We start from the raw sequence: 15,403 nt of genomic DNA, 5'->3' as shown, positions 1-15,403 counted from the left end.
ATCGGGGTTTTCCAAATCGGATTTCGTATAAACCCTATCCTGACTATCAGATCTGGCTATCGGAAAGTGGCCAGTAGATCCTGCGCTGAGGCCAGGGTATCGGCCTCGGCGGCGGGCTTGTCTTTGCGCCAGCGCAGAATGCGGGGAAAGCGCACCGAAATACCCGACTTGTGGCGGGTCGATGCAGCAATACCCTCAAAGCCAATCTCAAACACGTGAATCGGCTCGACCGATCGCACTGGCCCAAACCGCTCCGTCGTGTGGCGACGAATCCACTTGTCTAGCGCGTCAATCTCCGCATTGTCCAGACCGCTGTAGGCTTTGGCGAAGGGCACCAGGGTGTCGCCCTGCCAAAGGGCAAAGGTGTAGTCGGTAAAGAGGTTGGCCCGTTTGCCGCTGCCCGCCTGGGCGTAGATCAGCACCGCGTCGAGGCTCATGGGGTCAACCTTGTACTTCCACCAGTAGCCGCGCTTGCGGCCCACCAGGTAGGGGCTGTCGATCGCCTTCACCACCAGCCCCTCGGCCCCCTGCTGGCGAGAGCTTTCGCGCAGGGCCGCCAGCTCGGCAAAGGAGCTGAAGGGGAAAAGAGTGGACTGGTGCAGGTTGGGGGCGGTGTGAACGGCCAAAAGGGTGGAAAGGGATTGGGTGCGATCGCCCCAGCTTTTCTCCCGAATATCCACCCCACCGTACTCCAGCAGGTCGTAGGCGATGAAATGCACCGGGCTTTCTTCCATCACCTTTTTGCTGACCTTCTTGCGGCCCAGGCGCTTTTGCAGATGGTTAAACGACAGCGGCCTGTCGTCTTGCCAGCAAAGAATTTCCCCATCCATCACAATGCCGTTGGGGAACGAGGCCATCATCGCCTCTACTTCCGGGAACTGGGCCGTGACTAAATCTTCGCCCCGCGACCAGACAAACACCTGATCGTCCCGCTTAATCACCTGGGCGCGAATGCCGTCCCACTTCCACTCCGCCCGCCAGCGAGAAAAGTCCTCCGTTTGAAATTTTTCCTCATCCAGCGACGTGGCGAGAAAGAAGGGGTAAGGCTGGCTAGGGGCATTCTGGGTGGCCTCCTCACTGGTGAGGTTGGTGTAGAACTCCACCGTGGGGCTAAAGTCGCCCATCAGCCGGTGGGTGAGCACGGCTTCGGAAATACCCGTGGCGGCGGCAAGCCCCTTAATCACCAGCTTGGCCGACGCGCCGACGCGAAAGGCCCCGGTGAGAATTTTGTTGAGCACAAAGATCTCGGTGTTATCCAGCGCCGCCCACCAGGAGACGATTAAGTCGCGCCGCTCGTCGTCGGTCTCCACCGCCTTGTACATGGGGATAACCTCCTCCATCCACTGATGCAGGGGGATGGGGGCCGCAGGAGGTTGGTTCTCAGCATGGCCTGGGGTAGGGGCGCAGCATGATGCGCCCCTGCGGGGCAAATCCACATCGCGCAGCAGCAGGGCGATCACCTCCGCCGAGTCGCCCACCTGGGCGTAGCAGTCTTTAAATAGCCATTCGGGAATGTCGGAAATTTGCAGAAACACATCCCGCAGCACCCGTGAGGTCACTGTGCGGCGACGGGTTTTGCCCAGCAGCAGGTAGAGAGCCCAGACCTTGTCGGCGGGGTCGGCCTCTTGCGTTTGGAAGTAGGCTTGCAGCGATCGCACCTTCTCATTGGTCGAGGTGGTGGCATCAATATCCAAAAAAAGCTGGGTAAAGCGCTGCATAGAAAAGTTTGCGTCTCGGCTCAAAAAACTCAGCGGTGCAGAATCTGAACCCGTCAGCTTTTCTACGTCGCTTTTCTTTTTTCGTTTTTCGTTCTTCAGCTATATCCTACTGTTCTGGCTCAATCGCTGCCCTCACACTGGCGACATGGACTAAGGCATCGCCCTGGTTGACCAGCGGGTTTTGGCCGTGGCCGATGACAATGCCCGCCATGGGGCTACGCACCTGCACCGGCTTATCCCCAAAGGTGTCGCTGATAAAGCCCAGGGGCTGGCGCTGCTTGACCTCGTCGCCTAGGGCGATCGCCCGGTGCCAGATGCCGCCGCGCGAGGCCCGCACCCAGCGGGTTTCTTGCGCTTCTACCGAGGGGGGGGGCGGCGTGCCGGGCGGGGCGTACATGCCCAGGTAGGCCATCACCCGGTAAATGCCATCGACCCCGGTTTGAATGGCCTCTTCGTCAAACCGCAGGGCTTCGCCTGCCTCATAGAGCAGGGTGGGAATGTGGCGCTTGGCAGCGGCCTGGCGCAAAGAGCCGTCGCGGTGGGAGGCATGGAGAATCACCGGAGCCCCAAAGGCCTGGGCAAAGGCGTAGGTGGCCGGGTCTTGCAGGTCGGCCCGCACCTGGGGCAGGTTGATGCGATGGATCGCCGCCGTGTGCAGGTCGATGCCGTGGGTGCAGTGGCTGACCACCTCGCGCATAAACAGCGCCGCCAGCCGACTGGCCATCGACCCCCGCGCCGAGCCCGGAAACGAGCGGTTGAGATCGCGGCGATCGGGCAGGTAGCGCGATTGCTCTAGCAGGCCAAAGATATTCACCACTGGCACGGCAATCACCGCCCCGTGGAGCCGGTGGGGCTGAATCGCCCTGGCCACTCGACGAATAATATCGACCCCGTTGAGTTCGTCACCGTGGATGGCCGCGCTGAGCCACAGACGCGGCCCCGGCTTTTTACCGTTGATCACCGTCACTGGCAGCGGCAGCATGGTGCCAGTGGGCAGGCGAGCCACCGGCAAGTCGAGCCGCACCCGCTTGCCCCGGGGAATATTTTCGCCCCCAATCACCAGCGGAGTGGGGGGAGCCGCATCGGAAGGCATAAGCAGCGGGCTAGCGGTACCAACGCGCCGGAGAGAATCTGGCGTAGGTTTTACCATGGTGACTATCAACCAGGGGCAGCCCTAGCTAGGCGGGGCAGTGTCTCGCCACTATAGCCAATTCGCCTAGGGATAGGATCAGCAGATTTCTGATTTTGGCCTGATTTCTGAATATGGCAGACCACAAAGATAGCAAAAGAATGGAGCGTGAAAACCACAGGGCTCTGGGGGCGCAACACAGACTAAAGGACGGGGCCAACGGATTTGAACCTGGTTACTTAAACCTGGCCCAGCCGATTGCTGACCTTCCACAGCAGTAGGTCAGCATCTTAGGAGACTTTTGAAAAAGAGTTTCCCTAATGGTGGGCAGTGCCCACCCTACAGCGGCTATAGTCGCTGGATTGAAGCTGATATCTTCTTTCCTAGAAATCTCCTTAGCTCGGCCTCCTTACAACGCTTGACAAATTGCTGCAAATCTCGTTAACTTGAAGTCATTACGATTATGACTAAGCAGTTAAGAGGTATGTCATGGTGAAGTTTGTGGGCATTGCCGGAAGTTTGCGGCCCAATTCTTACAGTCAGCTGGCGCTGGGGCTAGTGGGCGATCGCCTCCGCGCGTTGGGTGCCGAATTCGAACTGCTCGATCTGCGCGAGATGAACCTGCCCCTCTGCCACGGCGGCAAAGATTACCCCGACCATCCCGATGTCGAGCGTCTGCGCCAGGCCTTTCTAGAAGCCGATGGTTTTGTGCTGGTCACCCCCGAGTACCATGGCAGCGTCAGCGGCGTACTCAAAAATGCGCTCGATCTGATGAGCTTTGACCAACTCGATGGCAAAGTTGCCGGAGCGGTCAGCATTCTCGGCGGCCAGTCTAACAACAATGCTCTCAATGACCTGCGCACCATTCTGCGCTGGGTGCACACCTGGGTGGTGCCTGAGCAAGTGGCGATCGGCCAGGCCTGGCAAGCCTTTGACGACCAGGGCAAAATCGTCGACGAAAAACTCTCCCAGCGTCTCGATGGCCTGGCCCAGAGTCTCTACGACAACACTCGCAAACTGCGCGGAGTAGACTGATCGCCGTCTTCCCTTGTAAAGAGTTCTCGTCTACCTTGCTCACAGGAATGATGCTTTTGTTACTCAAAGCAAAATTTGCTTTAACCTCTAGTCACGCCAGAGGTTAAAGCAAATTTGTGGTTGCGGTATACAGAAATACCTTTGCTTATTTACTGATGCTTAGTCGCCTCACTGCGCTTATCGACGATGATGACTTCTGGCTCACCATCGCTGTCGATATCCCGAGTCCCCACAGAGGCACTGTGCCCAGGGGTGGTCTGCTTGCTTTGCGCCAGGTCAGGGGCATCGTAGACGCCCAACTCCTCAGCGCGGCGATCGCGCAAAATAGACGCGACCTGGCGCAAATTGTCAGGCGTGCCGTCGACCATCAGCAGGTAATCTCCAGCCTCAAAACGCTGGTTGTAAACCTTGGCTTTGTCTTCAGGAATGCCAGCCCCAACTAGGGCACCTACAAGTCCACCACTGGCGGCACCAATACCGGCACCAGCCAGAGTTGCTGCAATCTCAGAGATGCCAGCACCTGCGGCTAACACAGGCCCCACCCCCGGAATTGCCAAAACTCCGGCACCAATGAGAAAACCACCAATGCCACCTAAGACGGTACCCGTAGTAGCGCCAATGCCAGCACCTTCCTTAGCCTCGTTGCCTTCGCCATCGCTAATCTCCTCAGCACCTTTGACATCTTCTATATGTCTGGCTAGAAGAGAAATTCTCTCTTTTTCAACACCAGCATCTTTCAATGCTTGAAGCGCGCTTTCAAGATCTTCGCGTCGCTTAAAGACACCCATTACTCGCTTGTACTGAGTGTTATTTTGATTGGCTATTGTGCGTACCATACTTTCCTTTAGATTATCATCAGGTTTGACATGGGCAAATCTGCCTGCGTCAATGCGGGGTATTGTTGCCTTGCCCCGCAGTTTTCAGGCTAGCGGCCTGAAAAAAACTCTCTGCTACTCGTCGAGCTGAACTGCTTTCGTCAGACGCTAGGGTGGGGCGGCACCGCCGACGGATAAATTTGTTCAGCGATAATTACAGGCCGATTTTCATACCTCGACAAGAACTCTTGAATTTGGTCATCGTCCCAGCCAAATTCTGCCTCTCTCAGCAAATTTTCATCTAGCTGTCGTGCCTGCCCTGTAACCACAATGTTCTCACCAGCCTCTAGGTCTGCGGCATCTACTAATTGCCCCACTCCAATGATCAAAACTCCGGTATCACTAACCCAGCCTTCTTCAAACAAGGCAAAGGCATTTGCCGATTCCTCTAAAGGTCGCAGATCGCCCTCAACGGCAATTATTTCTTCGTAGTATTCATCGGGAGCATTCCAAAGATCTTGGGGCCGGGGTGCCAAGGCAAAATTGTCGGCGATAATTACCGGCTGCTGATCATACTCATCATAAAGTTCAGGTTCTAACTCTATCCCGTACTGCTCGGCTGAGTCAGCGGCACTAAAGGTATCTAGCTGCCCAGTCACTTGAATAGGAATAGCCGCTTCGGGCTGAGTGAAAGGGGTGCCCGTGCGGTTGATGACTAAAATTAAATCGCCGTTGTTAGATTCCATGACGAAACCATTATCATCCAGCGTTTCAACTACGCCACTTCTGATAGTGACTAGTTGCCCAAGGGCAGGATCTCCGGCCTCAATCTGGGTGACATCATCAGATGTTACGTTGTCTTGCTCTGCCTGATTGGTTTGGGTCTGCCCGTTACAAGCTGACAGTACGGAAAGGGATAGACCTAGGGCAACCACTCCTTTCCACAATCCATTCTTTGAAATCGGCTTCAAAGACTTGATGTTGCGACTATTCTTCATTGAGCTAAGCTCCTTTTTTCTAGATAACTCTCTTCAAAGGATTTAGCTTCAGAATCTATATGTGGCTTTGAGAGGCTGAGCAACTCAATACCTTAAGAAGAGATGAAAATCTTAAATAGTGAGTGCAGCCGTGGGGTAACTTGCACTTATATCTAGACGTCCTTATTACTCACCGTAGAGCCAATCTGGCAAAACCATCTCTGTCAGAGGGAGTCATTTAACCTCTGGCCAATGAGGGATACTTAATCATTAATGCTTTTATGCCTGTAAAAAGTAATTCAAAAGTAATACCCGGGGTGCGGCACTCTGGCGCGACGCAGGATGCATACAACGGCTAAGAAGACTTCCCTTCCTACCTGTGCCAGCTATTGCGGGATTTTCGCTTCAGAGAGGGGCAATCGCGCTAGGCTGAAAAGCGGCCCTTACCCACGTTTCCATGCCGACCACCGAGTCTTCAGCGCCCCCCGCTTGGCCTACTGCCGCTAGTGTTGCTAACGGGTTCGACACCCAGCACCCCCCTGACCCCAAGCTAATCGATGCCTGCGTGCACTGCGGCTTTTGCCTCACCACCTGCCCCAGCTACCGCGTGCTCGGCACCGAAATGGACTCACCTCGGGGCCGGATCTATCTAATGGATGCGATCAATACGGGCGAAGCACCCCTGTCGGCCACCTCGGCCAAGCATTTTGACTCCTGCCTGGGCTGCCTGGCCTGTACTACAGCCTGCCCCTCCGGCGTCCAGTACGACCAGCTAATTGCGGCGGTGCGGCCCCAGGTAGAGCGCCACCATCAACGTTCCTTGGCAGAACGGGCGGTGCGATCGCTGATCTTCAGCCTCTTTCCCTACCCCACCCGGCTGCGGGCGATCGCCGGGCCGCTGTACCTGTACCAAAAGCTGGGGATTTCTAAGCTGGTGCAGAAGACCGGGCTACTGACCAAACTCTCCCCCAGCCTGGCGGCGATGGAGTCGCTGCTGCCCCCGATCACCGCCGAGAGCTTTCAGGACGATCTGCCAGAGCTGATCCCCGCCGTGGGCAACCAGCGCTATCGGGTGGGCATGGTGCTGGGCTGCGTGCAGCGGGTGTTTTTCTCCGATGTCAATGCCGCCACGGCGCGGGTGCTGAGCGCCAACGGCTGCGAAGTGGTGATTCCCCACGAGCAGGGCTGCTGCTCGGCGCTGCCCGCCCACCAGGGGCAAGAGGCCCAGGCCCAGGCGCTAGCCCGCCGCATGATCGACTGCTTCGAGGCCGCCGAGGTCGATTTTGTGGTGATCAACGCTGCAGGCTGCGGTCACACCCTGAAGGAGTACCACCACATCTTGCAGGATGACCCGGAGTATTCTGAACGGGCCAAGACCTTTGTGGCCAGAGTCCGCGACGTGCAAGAGTTTCTCGCCCAGGTGGGTTTGGTCACCCCGCTGCATCCCATCACCGAGGGCACTTTGCCGATCGTGTATCAAGATGCCTGCCACCTGCTCCACGGCCAGAAAATCAGCCTTCAGCCCCGGCAGTTGCTCAAACAAATTCCCGGTGTCACCCTGCGAGAACCTCTGGATGCGGCCCTCTGCTGCGGCAGCGCCGGAGTCTACAACATGCTGCACCCCGAGGTAGCCACCGAGCTGGGCCAGATGAAGGTGAGAAACCTGCTGAATACCGGTGCTGTCCTGGTCGCCTCCCCGAACCCTGGCTGCTCGCTGCAAATTCAGCAGCATATGGCTGGGCAGGCGCGGGCCATCCCTCTGTTTCACCCGATGGAGCTGCTCGATTTCTCGATTCGCAACCTGCCGCTGCCGCTAGAGACGACTGTTTGACTTGACGGGGGTATTCTAAGAGGGTGTTTGAAAAGTGAGTCGCTATAGCTTTAGTCACCGGCTGATCCACCCTGCCCCCCTTAAAAAGGGGGGTAAATGTTCCCCTTTTTAAGGGGGATTGAGGGGGATCTTCACGTTTGCTACAAGAAGGATAACTTTTCAAACGTCGTCTAAAACTCTAGGCCCAAGTCAGGCCATCCCCTTCGTTTCCTGCTGCTATGACTCCTGTTCATCACCGTCGCCTTCAGCTCAAAATCCAGCTTTTCCAGCAGATCGACCGGCTAGAGCCCGAAGAGGCCATTCTGCCCGCCGAGCACCCGACGATCGACCAAATTATCTGCGAGTTAGAGACGCTCAACCCTATCGATCAGCCCCTGCGGCCAGAGCACTGGCCTCTGCTGCTGGGGTCTTGGGCACTGGTCTATGCCTCGCGGGGCACGGTGGTCACGCGCCGCATCAATCGCCAGTTTCCTCTCCCCGTGGGCATTCGCCGGGTATGGCAGCGGTTGAACAACCCCGAAGGCCACAGCGCCGAAATTGCCACTGAAAATGGGGCCGTGCTCTCAATCCCCTTTTTTGGCGAACTCACCGCCACGGCCCAGGGCATTTGGAAGCCCTATGAAGAAGGCGAAAGCGCCCAGGTCAGCTTTGGAGCGTTTACGGTGCAAGCCACCCGTCTGCTGGGCATTGCTGGGCTAAACCTGCCCCAGATCACCGTGCCCGTGCTCGAGTTTCTCCGCCAAGAGGCGCTATGGATCACCTCTTACCTGGACGAAGACCTGCGGTTTGGACGCGGGGCCACGGGCAACTTGTTTGTGTTTCGGCGGTAGGTAGCGATCGCCCCATCCCGTGATCTATCTAGCTCTCGTTTCCCTGCGATCGCCCTTTATCCACCATCGACCGCAGACTGGGTCAGCGAACCGAGCAAACTACAGTCGCCGCAGTAGACTGGGGCCGTGGGTATCGGTGCCGCAGGTGGTGAGCAGGCCGTGGTCTCGGGCCAATTGCTCCACGGTGGGGGTATGGCGGGGGCAGGGCACCCAGTCTTCGGGGTTGGCATAGGCGTAGTAGGTTTCGACCCCATCAATGCCGAGGCTAGCCGCGACGGGCACCAGGGTTTTAGCTGAAGTGCGGTAGCGCGCGGGGTGGGCCAGCACGGCTATTCCCCCCGCCAACTGAATTGCCGCAATGACGGCCCCCGCGAGTTTGGCATCGCCCCGAGGCGCATGGCCCTGCAGGTAGGGCGCGATCGCATCGTGGCTGGGCGCAAAGCCGTAGCCCAAAATGTGCACTTCGGTCTCGGCCAAAATGGCGGTGATTTCTACGCCGGTAAACAGCCGGGGTACAGCTCCCGCTCTGCCCCGCTGGCGGCTGCGCAGGGAGGTGGGGTTGCGCCACTGCCAATCTTCGAGCCAGGCCTTGGCCTGCTTGTAGCCTCTGACGGTGTGGTGGTCGGTAATGGCAAAGGCGTTGAGGCCAATATCAACCACCTGCTCCATTAGACCAGCGGGGGTGAGCTTGCCGTCGGAGCAAGCAGTGTGCATGTGAAAATTGTAGGTGTAGGGGCAGCTGGTTGCGTCTACAGCGGCGAAAATTTTTCTCAGCGATTCCGCATCCCCGGTGCGGGGGCGCTGGCTAAGGGTGCTGAGACTAGGAGTGGCAACCATGAATCTTGAGGATGAATGCTGCGTTTTACCAAAGGTTCTTTATTAAATATATAACTTTGCCCCGTTGACGGAGGAAAATTCTGTGCCTAGAAGACTGTTATGGCGTAAATTTTTGATCTAGACGGGCGTTTTCGGAGAATTACATAGAATCCAACTTATTGCGTTGTATTCCCATTTACCCTAGCGAAAGTAACGCTGCCAAAGTGTTCGTCGCTGACCAATAGCAGAGATACTGTGGGAAAATTTTGCCTATTGCCCCGGTTTTCAGGCTTTGACCCATGGCCAGCGCCCCGCAAAGCGACCCGTTCCAGAATCGCTCCAACAATGCCTTCGCCTTCGATCAAACTACCCAGTTTCAGGCGATCTATTGGCAGCGGGCTCCCACCGACAATACTGACTCTATGCTGCGAGCCACAGGTTATCTCAGCGTGCTGCGCGATCTGTCGATCGAACCCGGCTGGATTAGCCTGGCCCATGTTGCCGACCCGCCGGGGGAAGCCCTGATCTGGATCGGCCAACACATTCACCGGGTAAACCAGCGCCTCCAGGCCATCTTAAACGACCTGCTGGGCTGTTTTGAGCCAGCGTTGCGCCCCAGCGTACAAATTTTTGCCGCCCCCATTGGCCCCCAGGCGGGGGTAGACGGATTTTGCTGCAATGTCCCCAACGTAGCTTTCCGGCGCGATTCCCCAAGGGGGACGCCTTGCGAACGCCCCAGCACTATCACCCTGATGGTCGATCCGGGGCGGATTGTGCCCGCCGACTGGCCGGGGCTGGTGGCCCACGAGCTGGCCCACGGCATTGCCAGACTACCGGGGCACGGGGCCGAATTTCGCCGTGCGATCGCCCATCTGTGCCTGGCCCAAGACCTGCCGCTGCCGCCCCCCCCGCTCGATGCCGAGGGCCTAAGCTCTTGGCCCCCCTGCCGCCACAACCCCCAGCCCGAGCTGTTTTGGCTCGGGCAACTGCCCTTTTAAGCGGCCTGGGGACTCGCCCTGGGTTAAGCCACTCTGGGTACCCCCCAGGTACCCCATTGAGTGGGAGAATAGCCAAGACCCGCCTTACAGGACTTGCTGCCGACTATGAAACGTCTACTGGCCATGCTGGCCCTCGCCCTCATGATTTGGGGCCTGAGCTTTGCCCCCGCCAAAGCCGCCATTCCCGACGATGTACAAAAGCTGCTCGACACCAAAAAGTGCCCGGTGTGCATTCTCAACGAGGCCGACCTCAGCAACACCGACCTCAGTGGTGCCAACCTCAAAATTGCGGTGCTCACCAGGGCCAATCTAGCTGGGGCTGACCTAGACAAGGCCAACCTCATGCTCAGCGAAATGGAAGGGGCCAACCTCAGCGGTGCCCATCTTGTAGGTGCTCAGATGAACGGTGCCAACTTGCCCAGTGCCAACCTATCTGGGGCCGATCTCTCGAACGTAGAAATGACCCAGGCCAACCTTACCGACGCCGACCTCACCGACACCAACCTCAGCGGGGCGGTCATGCTCAGCGTCACCCTCGGCAGTGCCAATCTCAGGGGGGCCAATCTCAAGGGCGCTAACCTGCGCGGCGTCAACCGCAGCATGGTGCTGTTTTGCAATACCACCATGCCTGACGGTGCGATCGAAAACCGCGACTGCTAAATCTCGCTCGACAACATTGCCCTAAAAACAGCCGCTGGCTTCGCCTCCGCTCGGTCAGCAGCTGTTTTTGGGCAGGGTGGTATGTTTTTTTTGCCCAGGCTAGTTACGAACAGTCAGGGATTCTCTTTGCCGTAGGCCTGCCAGGCCAGGTCTACCAAACCATTGACGATCGCAGCGGCGACCACAGGGCTACCCTTTCGCCCATTGATCGTCACGTAGGGCACCATCGTGTCTTTCAGACGGTCTTTGATCACAGCGGTTTCAATAAACCCGGCGGGGGTTGCCACTACCAGAGCCGGGCGCACCTTCTCGGCGTCGATTAAATCTACCAGACTAGACAGGGCCGCCTCTGAAGCCCCAATCACAAAGATGCCTTCGGGGTAGCGCTGGGCCAGGGTTTCTACTCCCCACGAGGCCTGGCTTTTGCCCTTCTGGGGCCGAGTCAGGGCATCCATGCTGCAATAGACCGGGTTGGCAAAAGTGTGCTGAATGGCGGGGGTAATGCCCACCTGCACCATAGGCACATCCACAATGATGGTGGTGCGGGCCGCTAGGGCTGCGGCCCCAGACTGTAGCGCCTGATCAGAGAAATGGATGTGGTCTTTAAAGTCAAAGTCGGCGGTGGCGTAGATTACCCGGCGCACAATTTCGTATTCCGACGGCGAGAAGCTGTGGTCGCCAATTTCGGAATCGATCACTCGCAGACTTTGGGCATCGGTCACATGCCATTCCATAAGGCGGCTGGGTAAGGGTCGGTTTGCTGGGCTTAAGTGTATCCAGGTCTGGGGTGCAGCGCAATGGGTAAAAGGCGATGGAAACCCGCAGGTTTTGCCCCGTCACGCGTTGCCCTCAACAATGGCACGAATTGCCTCCACCAGCCGCTCAATCTGAGGCGGCTCGATCCAGTAGTGGGTGACGGCTCGCAGACGGCGATTGCCGTAGCCGCCGATATGTAGCCCGTACTCAGCCCTTAGCGTTTTAATCAGCGCTTCGGGAGAAATGGCTACCTCCTCGGCCAGGTCAAAAAACACCATATTGGTTTCGACTACCACCGGGGCGATCGCAATGCCTGGAATGGTCGCCAACCCCTGGGCCAGAGCCTGGGCGTTGTCGTGGTCGGTCTGCAATCGCTGGGTCATGGTCTTGAGGGCGATGATGCCCGCCGCCGCCAACCCCCCGGCCTGGCGCATACCGCCGCCCAGCAGCTTGCGGTGGCGACGGGCCTGGTGAATAAACGCCTCGCTGCCCACCAGCACAGAACCCACCGGAGCGCACAGCCCTTTGCTCAGGCACACGCTCACCGAATCGACGTGGGCCGTAATCGCCGTTGGGGCAGTCCCTAGGGCGGTGACGGCGTTGAATAGGCGCGCCCCATCCAGATGCACCTTGAGCTGATGCGCCTGGGCTAGGGTGCCGATGGCGGCGAAGTAGCCGGGCTCGATCGCCGCGCCGTTGTTGCCGCCGGAGCTGTTCTCTAGCAATATCAACCGACTGTGGGGCAGGTGCGGGTTATCCACTCGAATTGCCGATTTGATCTGATCGATCGCCATGCGACCCCGGCTGTCGGTGGGCAGCGGGCGGGTGGCAATGCCGCCCAGTACGGCGATGCCACCCGCCTCCCAGCAGAAGGTGTGGGCGTCTTCGCCGAGGATGGCTTCGTCGCCGCGCTGGGCGTGGGTGAGGGCGGCAATTAGATTGCCCTGGGTGCCGCTGGTGACGAACAACCCCGCCTCTTTGCCCAAGAGGGTGGCAGCCAGGGTTTCTAGCTCGTTGACGGTGGGGTCTTCGCCGTAGACGTCATCCCCCAGTTCGGCGGCGGCCATGGCTTCGAGCATGGCCGGGGTGGGCCAGGTGACGGTGTCGGAGCGGAAGTCGGTGGCGGGGTGGATGGTAGCCATGGGAGAGGTAGTGGGGGGGAGGGGAGTTGGGTTAAGGGGGGAGATCTCGTTGTGAGTCGGAATGCGTTGAAGGTAGGCCGCCCAAGGTGATCTAGAGCGTACTACGGTAGTCATCCCTGGCGCAGCGGCGGTGCCCAGCGGGCTAATTACGCCTGCTAGCACGATTGCGGTTCAGGCAATGGTGAGTGCGATCGCGGCAGGTCTGGTCGGCGAGTCCCAGATTTGTTCCCTAAAGTTCCTTAACGGATGCTTTGCTTTGCTTTGCAAGATATTAATGCAGAGCTGAAGGCGTTAGCTGGCTTGCCCCAGAACTATACTTTGGGCCTGCAACATCACACTGCCATACCAGTGAAGCTTACTGCGGGGTCAGTAAGCTTCACTGCGGGGTCAATATGCTTGATTTCCCAAAGCTGATTGCACCCGCTAAGCACTATTGTTAAAACCTTGGACAAAGTCACTTAATTACTTAGGGATGCCTTAATGAACTATATGATGCTCGACACTTGCGTCCTATTGGATATATCCACTCGGAAAAGTGATCTTCCTGTAGTGTCAGCGCTAGAGGAGCTAGTGTCGAGTGGCAACGTCAGACTTCTCATCCCGGATATCGTCGTCACTGAGTTTGCCAGGAATAAAGATAATATTGCAAATAAAACGAGAAGGCGGTTATCTCAAGAATTCAAGCAAGTTCGAAGTGTTGTTGAAGAGTTTGGCGGCGATAACAAAGATGACGCCATAGAAGTTCTTAAGGAGGTAGGAGCTAGGCTCCCCCTGCTATCAGAGGCTAATTATACAACAATCTCAAGGGTTGAGAATCTGATAGAAAATTCTCTGAAGGTTGCTGTAACAGACAATGCGAAGCTAGCGGCGTTAACAAGAGGGCTTGATAAGCGAGCTCCGTTTCATATCAGCAAGAACTCCACAGCAGACGCAGTTATTATTGAAATGTTTGCTGAGTTCGTTTGTAGTGGTCGAACCGGCGCGGAGGCTTTTATTTTTGTTACGCACAATCATAACGATTTTTCTTCCAAAGATCATCGTGAACCTCATCAGGATTTTGCTGAGATTTTTTCTGGCGACAACGTCCACTACTTCAGCACTATATCAACAGCCATCAAATTTTTGGATGAAGATATATTAGATGATGCGCAGTTCGAGCATGACTTTACAGAGGAAACTCGTAGTCTCCAAGAAATTCTTTCCGCAATGGACGAGCTAGTAGACAAGGTATGGTACAACCGTCATTGCAATTGGGCTTATCACATAGAAGATGGCACCATTCAGATCATTCCTGACGACGAAAAGAGATACGGCGATGATGTAATCCATAAGAGCATATGGAGAGGCGCTCTAGCGGCAGCTAAGAAGATCGAGGAGAAATATGAGGACACGGGGCCATGGGATGACTTCGAATGGGGGATGTTAAACGGGAAACTATCAGCACTTCGCTGGGTCTTGGGTGACGAGTGGGATATGTTAGATACCTGATATGCTTGCGTCAATTGTAGTCTTCTAACAAAAGAAGAACCCGACAATCCCTCCATGCCCTTCGGGCGATCCGGTTTGTTCAGTGTTATGTCAGAGGATCATTTATGAAAGCGATCGCATGTACAGAATATGGATCACCCGAAGTTCTTCAACTAAAGGAGGTAGAGAAACCTACCCCAAAAGAAAATGAAGTACTGATTAAAGTCTATGCAACAACCGTTACTTCAGCAGACATACGCATCCGTAGGGCTGACCCATTTGGTGTCAGATTGTTCTATGGTTTCAGAAAACCTAACAAGAACACAATATTGGGGGGTGAACTCGCTGGAGAAATTGAGGCAGTTGGTAAGAATGTAAAACAGTTCGACATTGGCGATCAGGTATTTGCTGGAGCAGGAACCAGCCTTGGTGCTAATGCCGAATACATTTGCCTGCCCGAAACGGGGGCCATTGTACTAAAGCCAAGCAACATGACCTACGAGGAAGCTGCTGCTGTGCCTTTTGGGGGAACAACTGCACTGATTTTCCTAAAAAATAAAGGAAAGATTCAAAAAGGACAAAGCGTTTTGATTTACGGGGCTTCTGGATCTCTAGGTACCGCCGCTGTGCAACTTGCCAAAGCTTTTGGAGCAGACGTTACCGGGGTATGTAGCACAGCAAAGCTGGAGTTAGTGAAATCTCTGGGAGCCGACGAAGTTATTGACTACACCAGAGAAGATTTTACCAAAAGCAACAAGACCTACGATATTATTTTTGACACAACAGGCAAGAGTTCGTTTTCAGGCTGTTTAAAGTCACTTAATCAAAATGGAATCTATCTCAGAGCTGTTCACATAGACTTGCTCTCGATACTTCGAGGGCTATGGGTTTCAACGACAACTAGTCAGAAAGTCATTGGTGGTGTAGCGATCGAGCGAAAAGAAGATTTGCTTTTCCTCAAAGAGCTAATTGAGACAGGGAAATTTAAAACGGTCGTAGATCGGTGTTATTCGTTGGAACAGACGGCTGATGCTCACAGCTATGTCGAACAAGGACTCAAGAAAGGAAATGTAGTGATCACCGTGCAACACAGCGGCAAAGCCTAAGAGGGTGTTTGAAAAGTTAGGGCTTGAGTAAAAAAGCTCACTCCGTATAAGTTGCAGATGAATGTCAGCAATGCCGGAGTGAGACGATGAGTAAAGACTACCCCAGCAACCTAACCCGAGACC

The 15,403-nt window shown here is 56.1% G+C and carries 14 protein-coding genes; 7 read left to right on the top strand and 7 right to left on the bottom strand.

Going from position 1 to position 15,403, the window contains the following annotated elements:
- Positions 1-56: 56 nt before the first annotated feature.
- Complete coding sequence (locus VB780_RS04565; protein ID WP_323349954.1) at positions 57-1,718, bottom strand: ATP-dependent DNA ligase; 1,662 nt, start codon at positions 1,716-1,718, stop codon at positions 57-59.
- Between the two features lie 106 nt (positions 1,719-1,824).
- Entirely contained in the window at positions 1,825-2,868 is a 1,044-nt protein-coding gene (locus VB780_RS04560) for a succinylglutamate desuccinylase/aspartoacylase family protein (RefSeq protein WP_323349953.1), read from the bottom strand.
- Positions 2,869-3,336: 468 nt separating this feature from the next.
- On the opposite strand from VB780_RS04560, the gene VB780_RS04555 reads away from it, so the two are divergent.
- Positions 3,337-3,882 carry an NAD(P)H-dependent oxidoreductase gene (locus tag VB780_RS04555; RefSeq protein ID WP_323349952.1) on the top strand — a complete coding sequence of 182 codons (546 nt, stop codon included), beginning with the start codon at positions 3,337-3,339 and terminating at the stop codon, positions 3,880-3,882.
- A 149-nt stretch (positions 3,883-4,031) separates the two neighbouring features.
- On the opposite strand, the gene VB780_RS04550 is transcribed toward VB780_RS04555, so the two are convergent.
- Positions 4,032-4,718 carry a signal transduction histidine kinase (STHK), LytS gene (locus VB780_RS04550; RefSeq protein WP_323349951.1) on the bottom strand — a complete coding sequence of 229 codons (687 nt, stop codon included), beginning with the start codon at positions 4,716-4,718 and terminating at the stop codon, positions 4,032-4,034.
- A gap of 140 nt (positions 4,719-4,858) precedes the next feature.
- On the bottom strand, positions 4,859-5,695 hold the full coding sequence (locus VB780_RS04545; RefSeq protein WP_323349950.1) for a hypothetical protein: 837 nt from the start codon (positions 5,693-5,695) through the stop codon (positions 4,859-4,861).
- A gap of 436 nt (positions 5,696-6,131) precedes the next feature.
- Here VB780_RS04545 and VB780_RS04540 point away from each other — a divergent pair, with 436 nt between their 5' ends.
- Positions 6,132-7,505 (top strand): (Fe-S)-binding protein, encoded by a 1,374-nt coding sequence (locus tag VB780_RS04540; protein WP_323349949.1) that lies wholly within the window; start codon positions 6,132-6,134, stop codon positions 7,503-7,505.
- Between the two features lie 218 nt (positions 7,506-7,723).
- Entirely contained in the window at positions 7,724-8,335 is a 612-nt protein-coding gene (locus VB780_RS04535; RefSeq protein WP_323349948.1) for a PAP/fibrillin family protein, read from the top strand.
- Between the two features lie 99 nt (positions 8,336-8,434).
- Here VB780_RS04535 and VB780_RS04530 read toward each other — a convergent pair whose 3' ends face one another.
- Positions 8,435-9,172: a PHP domain-containing protein gene (locus tag VB780_RS04530; protein ID WP_323349947.1), complete on the bottom strand. Its 738-nt coding sequence runs from the start codon at positions 9,170-9,172 to the stop codon at positions 8,435-8,437.
- Between the two features lie 278 nt (positions 9,173-9,450).
- Between VB780_RS04530 and VB780_RS04525 the strand changes: the two genes are divergently transcribed.
- Together VB780_RS04525 and VB780_RS04520 are read left to right on the top strand one after the other, a co-directional pair.
- Complete coding sequence (locus VB780_RS04525; protein ID WP_323349946.1) at positions 9,451-10,149, top strand: hypothetical protein; 699 nt, start codon at positions 9,451-9,453, stop codon at positions 10,147-10,149.
- 105 nt (positions 10,150-10,254) lie between these two features.
- Positions 10,255-10,809: a pentapeptide repeat-containing protein gene (locus tag VB780_RS04520; RefSeq protein WP_323349945.1), complete on the top strand. Its 555-nt coding sequence runs from the start codon at positions 10,255-10,257 to the stop codon at positions 10,807-10,809.
- 113 nt (positions 10,810-10,922) lie between these two features.
- Here VB780_RS04520 and VB780_RS04515 read toward each other — a convergent pair whose 3' ends face one another.
- Together VB780_RS04515 and ltaE are read right to left on the bottom strand one after the other, a co-directional pair.
- Positions 10,923-11,543, bottom strand: a complete 621-nt coding sequence (locus VB780_RS04515; RefSeq protein WP_323349944.1) for a precorrin-8X methylmutase — start codon at positions 11,541-11,543, stop codon at positions 10,923-10,925.
- Between the two features lie 102 nt (positions 11,544-11,645).
- Positions 11,646-12,707 (bottom strand): low-specificity L-threonine aldolase, encoded by a 1,062-nt coding sequence (gene ltaE / locus VB780_RS04510; RefSeq protein ID WP_323349943.1) that lies wholly within the window; start codon positions 12,705-12,707, stop codon positions 11,646-11,648.
- 480 nt (positions 12,708-13,187) lie between these two features.
- Here ltaE and VB780_RS04505 point away from each other — a divergent pair, with 480 nt between their 5' ends.
- Together VB780_RS04505 and VB780_RS04500 are read left to right on the top strand one after the other, a co-directional pair.
- Positions 13,188-14,195 (top strand): PIN domain-containing protein, encoded by a 1,008-nt coding sequence (locus VB780_RS04505; RefSeq protein ID WP_323349942.1) that lies wholly within the window; start codon positions 13,188-13,190, stop codon positions 14,193-14,195.
- A gap of 104 nt (positions 14,196-14,299) precedes the next feature.
- Positions 14,300-15,280, top strand: a complete 981-nt coding sequence (locus tag VB780_RS04500) for an NAD(P)-dependent alcohol dehydrogenase (protein WP_323349941.1) — start codon at positions 14,300-14,302, stop codon at positions 15,278-15,280.
- Positions 15,281-15,403 lie beyond the last annotated feature (123 nt).

Origin of the sequence: Leptolyngbya sp. CCNP1308 (assembly GCF_034932455.1) — a bacterium.
GTDB lineage: Bacteria > Cyanobacteriota > Cyanobacteriia > Phormidesmidales > Phormidesmidaceae > Nodosilinea.
The sequence above is the reverse complement of the archived record's forward strand: the minus strand, read 5'-3'. Positions and strand labels throughout refer to the sequence as shown.

Bases quoted from the DNA above. Each gene is read 5' to 3' on its own strand.
- VB780_RS04560 (WP_323349953.1), bottom strand. From the start codon at position 2,868: ATGGTAAAACCTACGCCAGATTCTCTCCGGCGCGTTGGTACCGCTAGC.
- VB780_RS04505 (WP_323349942.1), top strand. From the start codon at position 13,188: ATGAACTATATGATGCTCGACACTTGCGTCCTATTGGATATATCCACT.
- ltaE (WP_323349943.1), bottom strand. From the start codon at position 12,707: ATGGCTACCATCCACCCCGCCACCGACTTCCGCTCCGACACCGTCACC.
- VB780_RS04520 (WP_323349945.1), top strand. From the start codon at position 10,255: ATGAAACGTCTACTGGCCATGCTGGCCCTCGCCCTCATGATTTGGGGC.
- VB780_RS04545 (WP_323349950.1), bottom strand. From the start codon at position 5,695: ATGAAGAATAGTCGCAACATCAAGTCTTTGAAGCCGATTTCAAAGAAT.
- VB780_RS04535 (WP_323349948.1), top strand. From the start codon at position 7,724: ATGACTCCTGTTCATCACCGTCGCCTTCAGCTCAAAATCCAGCTTTTC.
- VB780_RS04525 (WP_323349946.1), top strand. From the start codon at position 9,451: ATGGCCAGCGCCCCGCAAAGCGACCCGTTCCAGAATCGCTCCAACAAT.
- VB780_RS04540 (WP_323349949.1), top strand. From the start codon at position 6,132: ATGCCGACCACCGAGTCTTCAGCGCCCCCCGCTTGGCCTACTGCCGCT.
- VB780_RS04515 (WP_323349944.1), bottom strand. From the start codon at position 11,543: ATGGAATGGCATGTGACCGATGCCCAAAGTCTGCGAGTGATCGATTCC.
- VB780_RS04550 (WP_323349951.1), bottom strand. From the start codon at position 4,718: ATGGTACGCACAATAGCCAATCAAAATAACACTCAGTACAAGCGAGTA.
- VB780_RS04530 (WP_323349947.1), bottom strand. From the start codon at position 9,172: ATGGTTGCCACTCCTAGTCTCAGCACCCTTAGCCAGCGCCCCCGCACC.
- VB780_RS04500 (WP_323349941.1), top strand. From the start codon at position 14,300: ATGAAAGCGATCGCATGTACAGAATATGGATCACCCGAAGTTCTTCAA.
- VB780_RS04565 (WP_323349954.1), bottom strand. From the start codon at position 1,718: ATGCAGCGCTTTACCCAGCTTTTTTTGGATATTGATGCCACCACCTCG.
- VB780_RS04555 (WP_323349952.1), top strand. From the start codon at position 3,337: ATGGTGAAGTTTGTGGGCATTGCCGGAAGTTTGCGGCCCAATTCTTAC.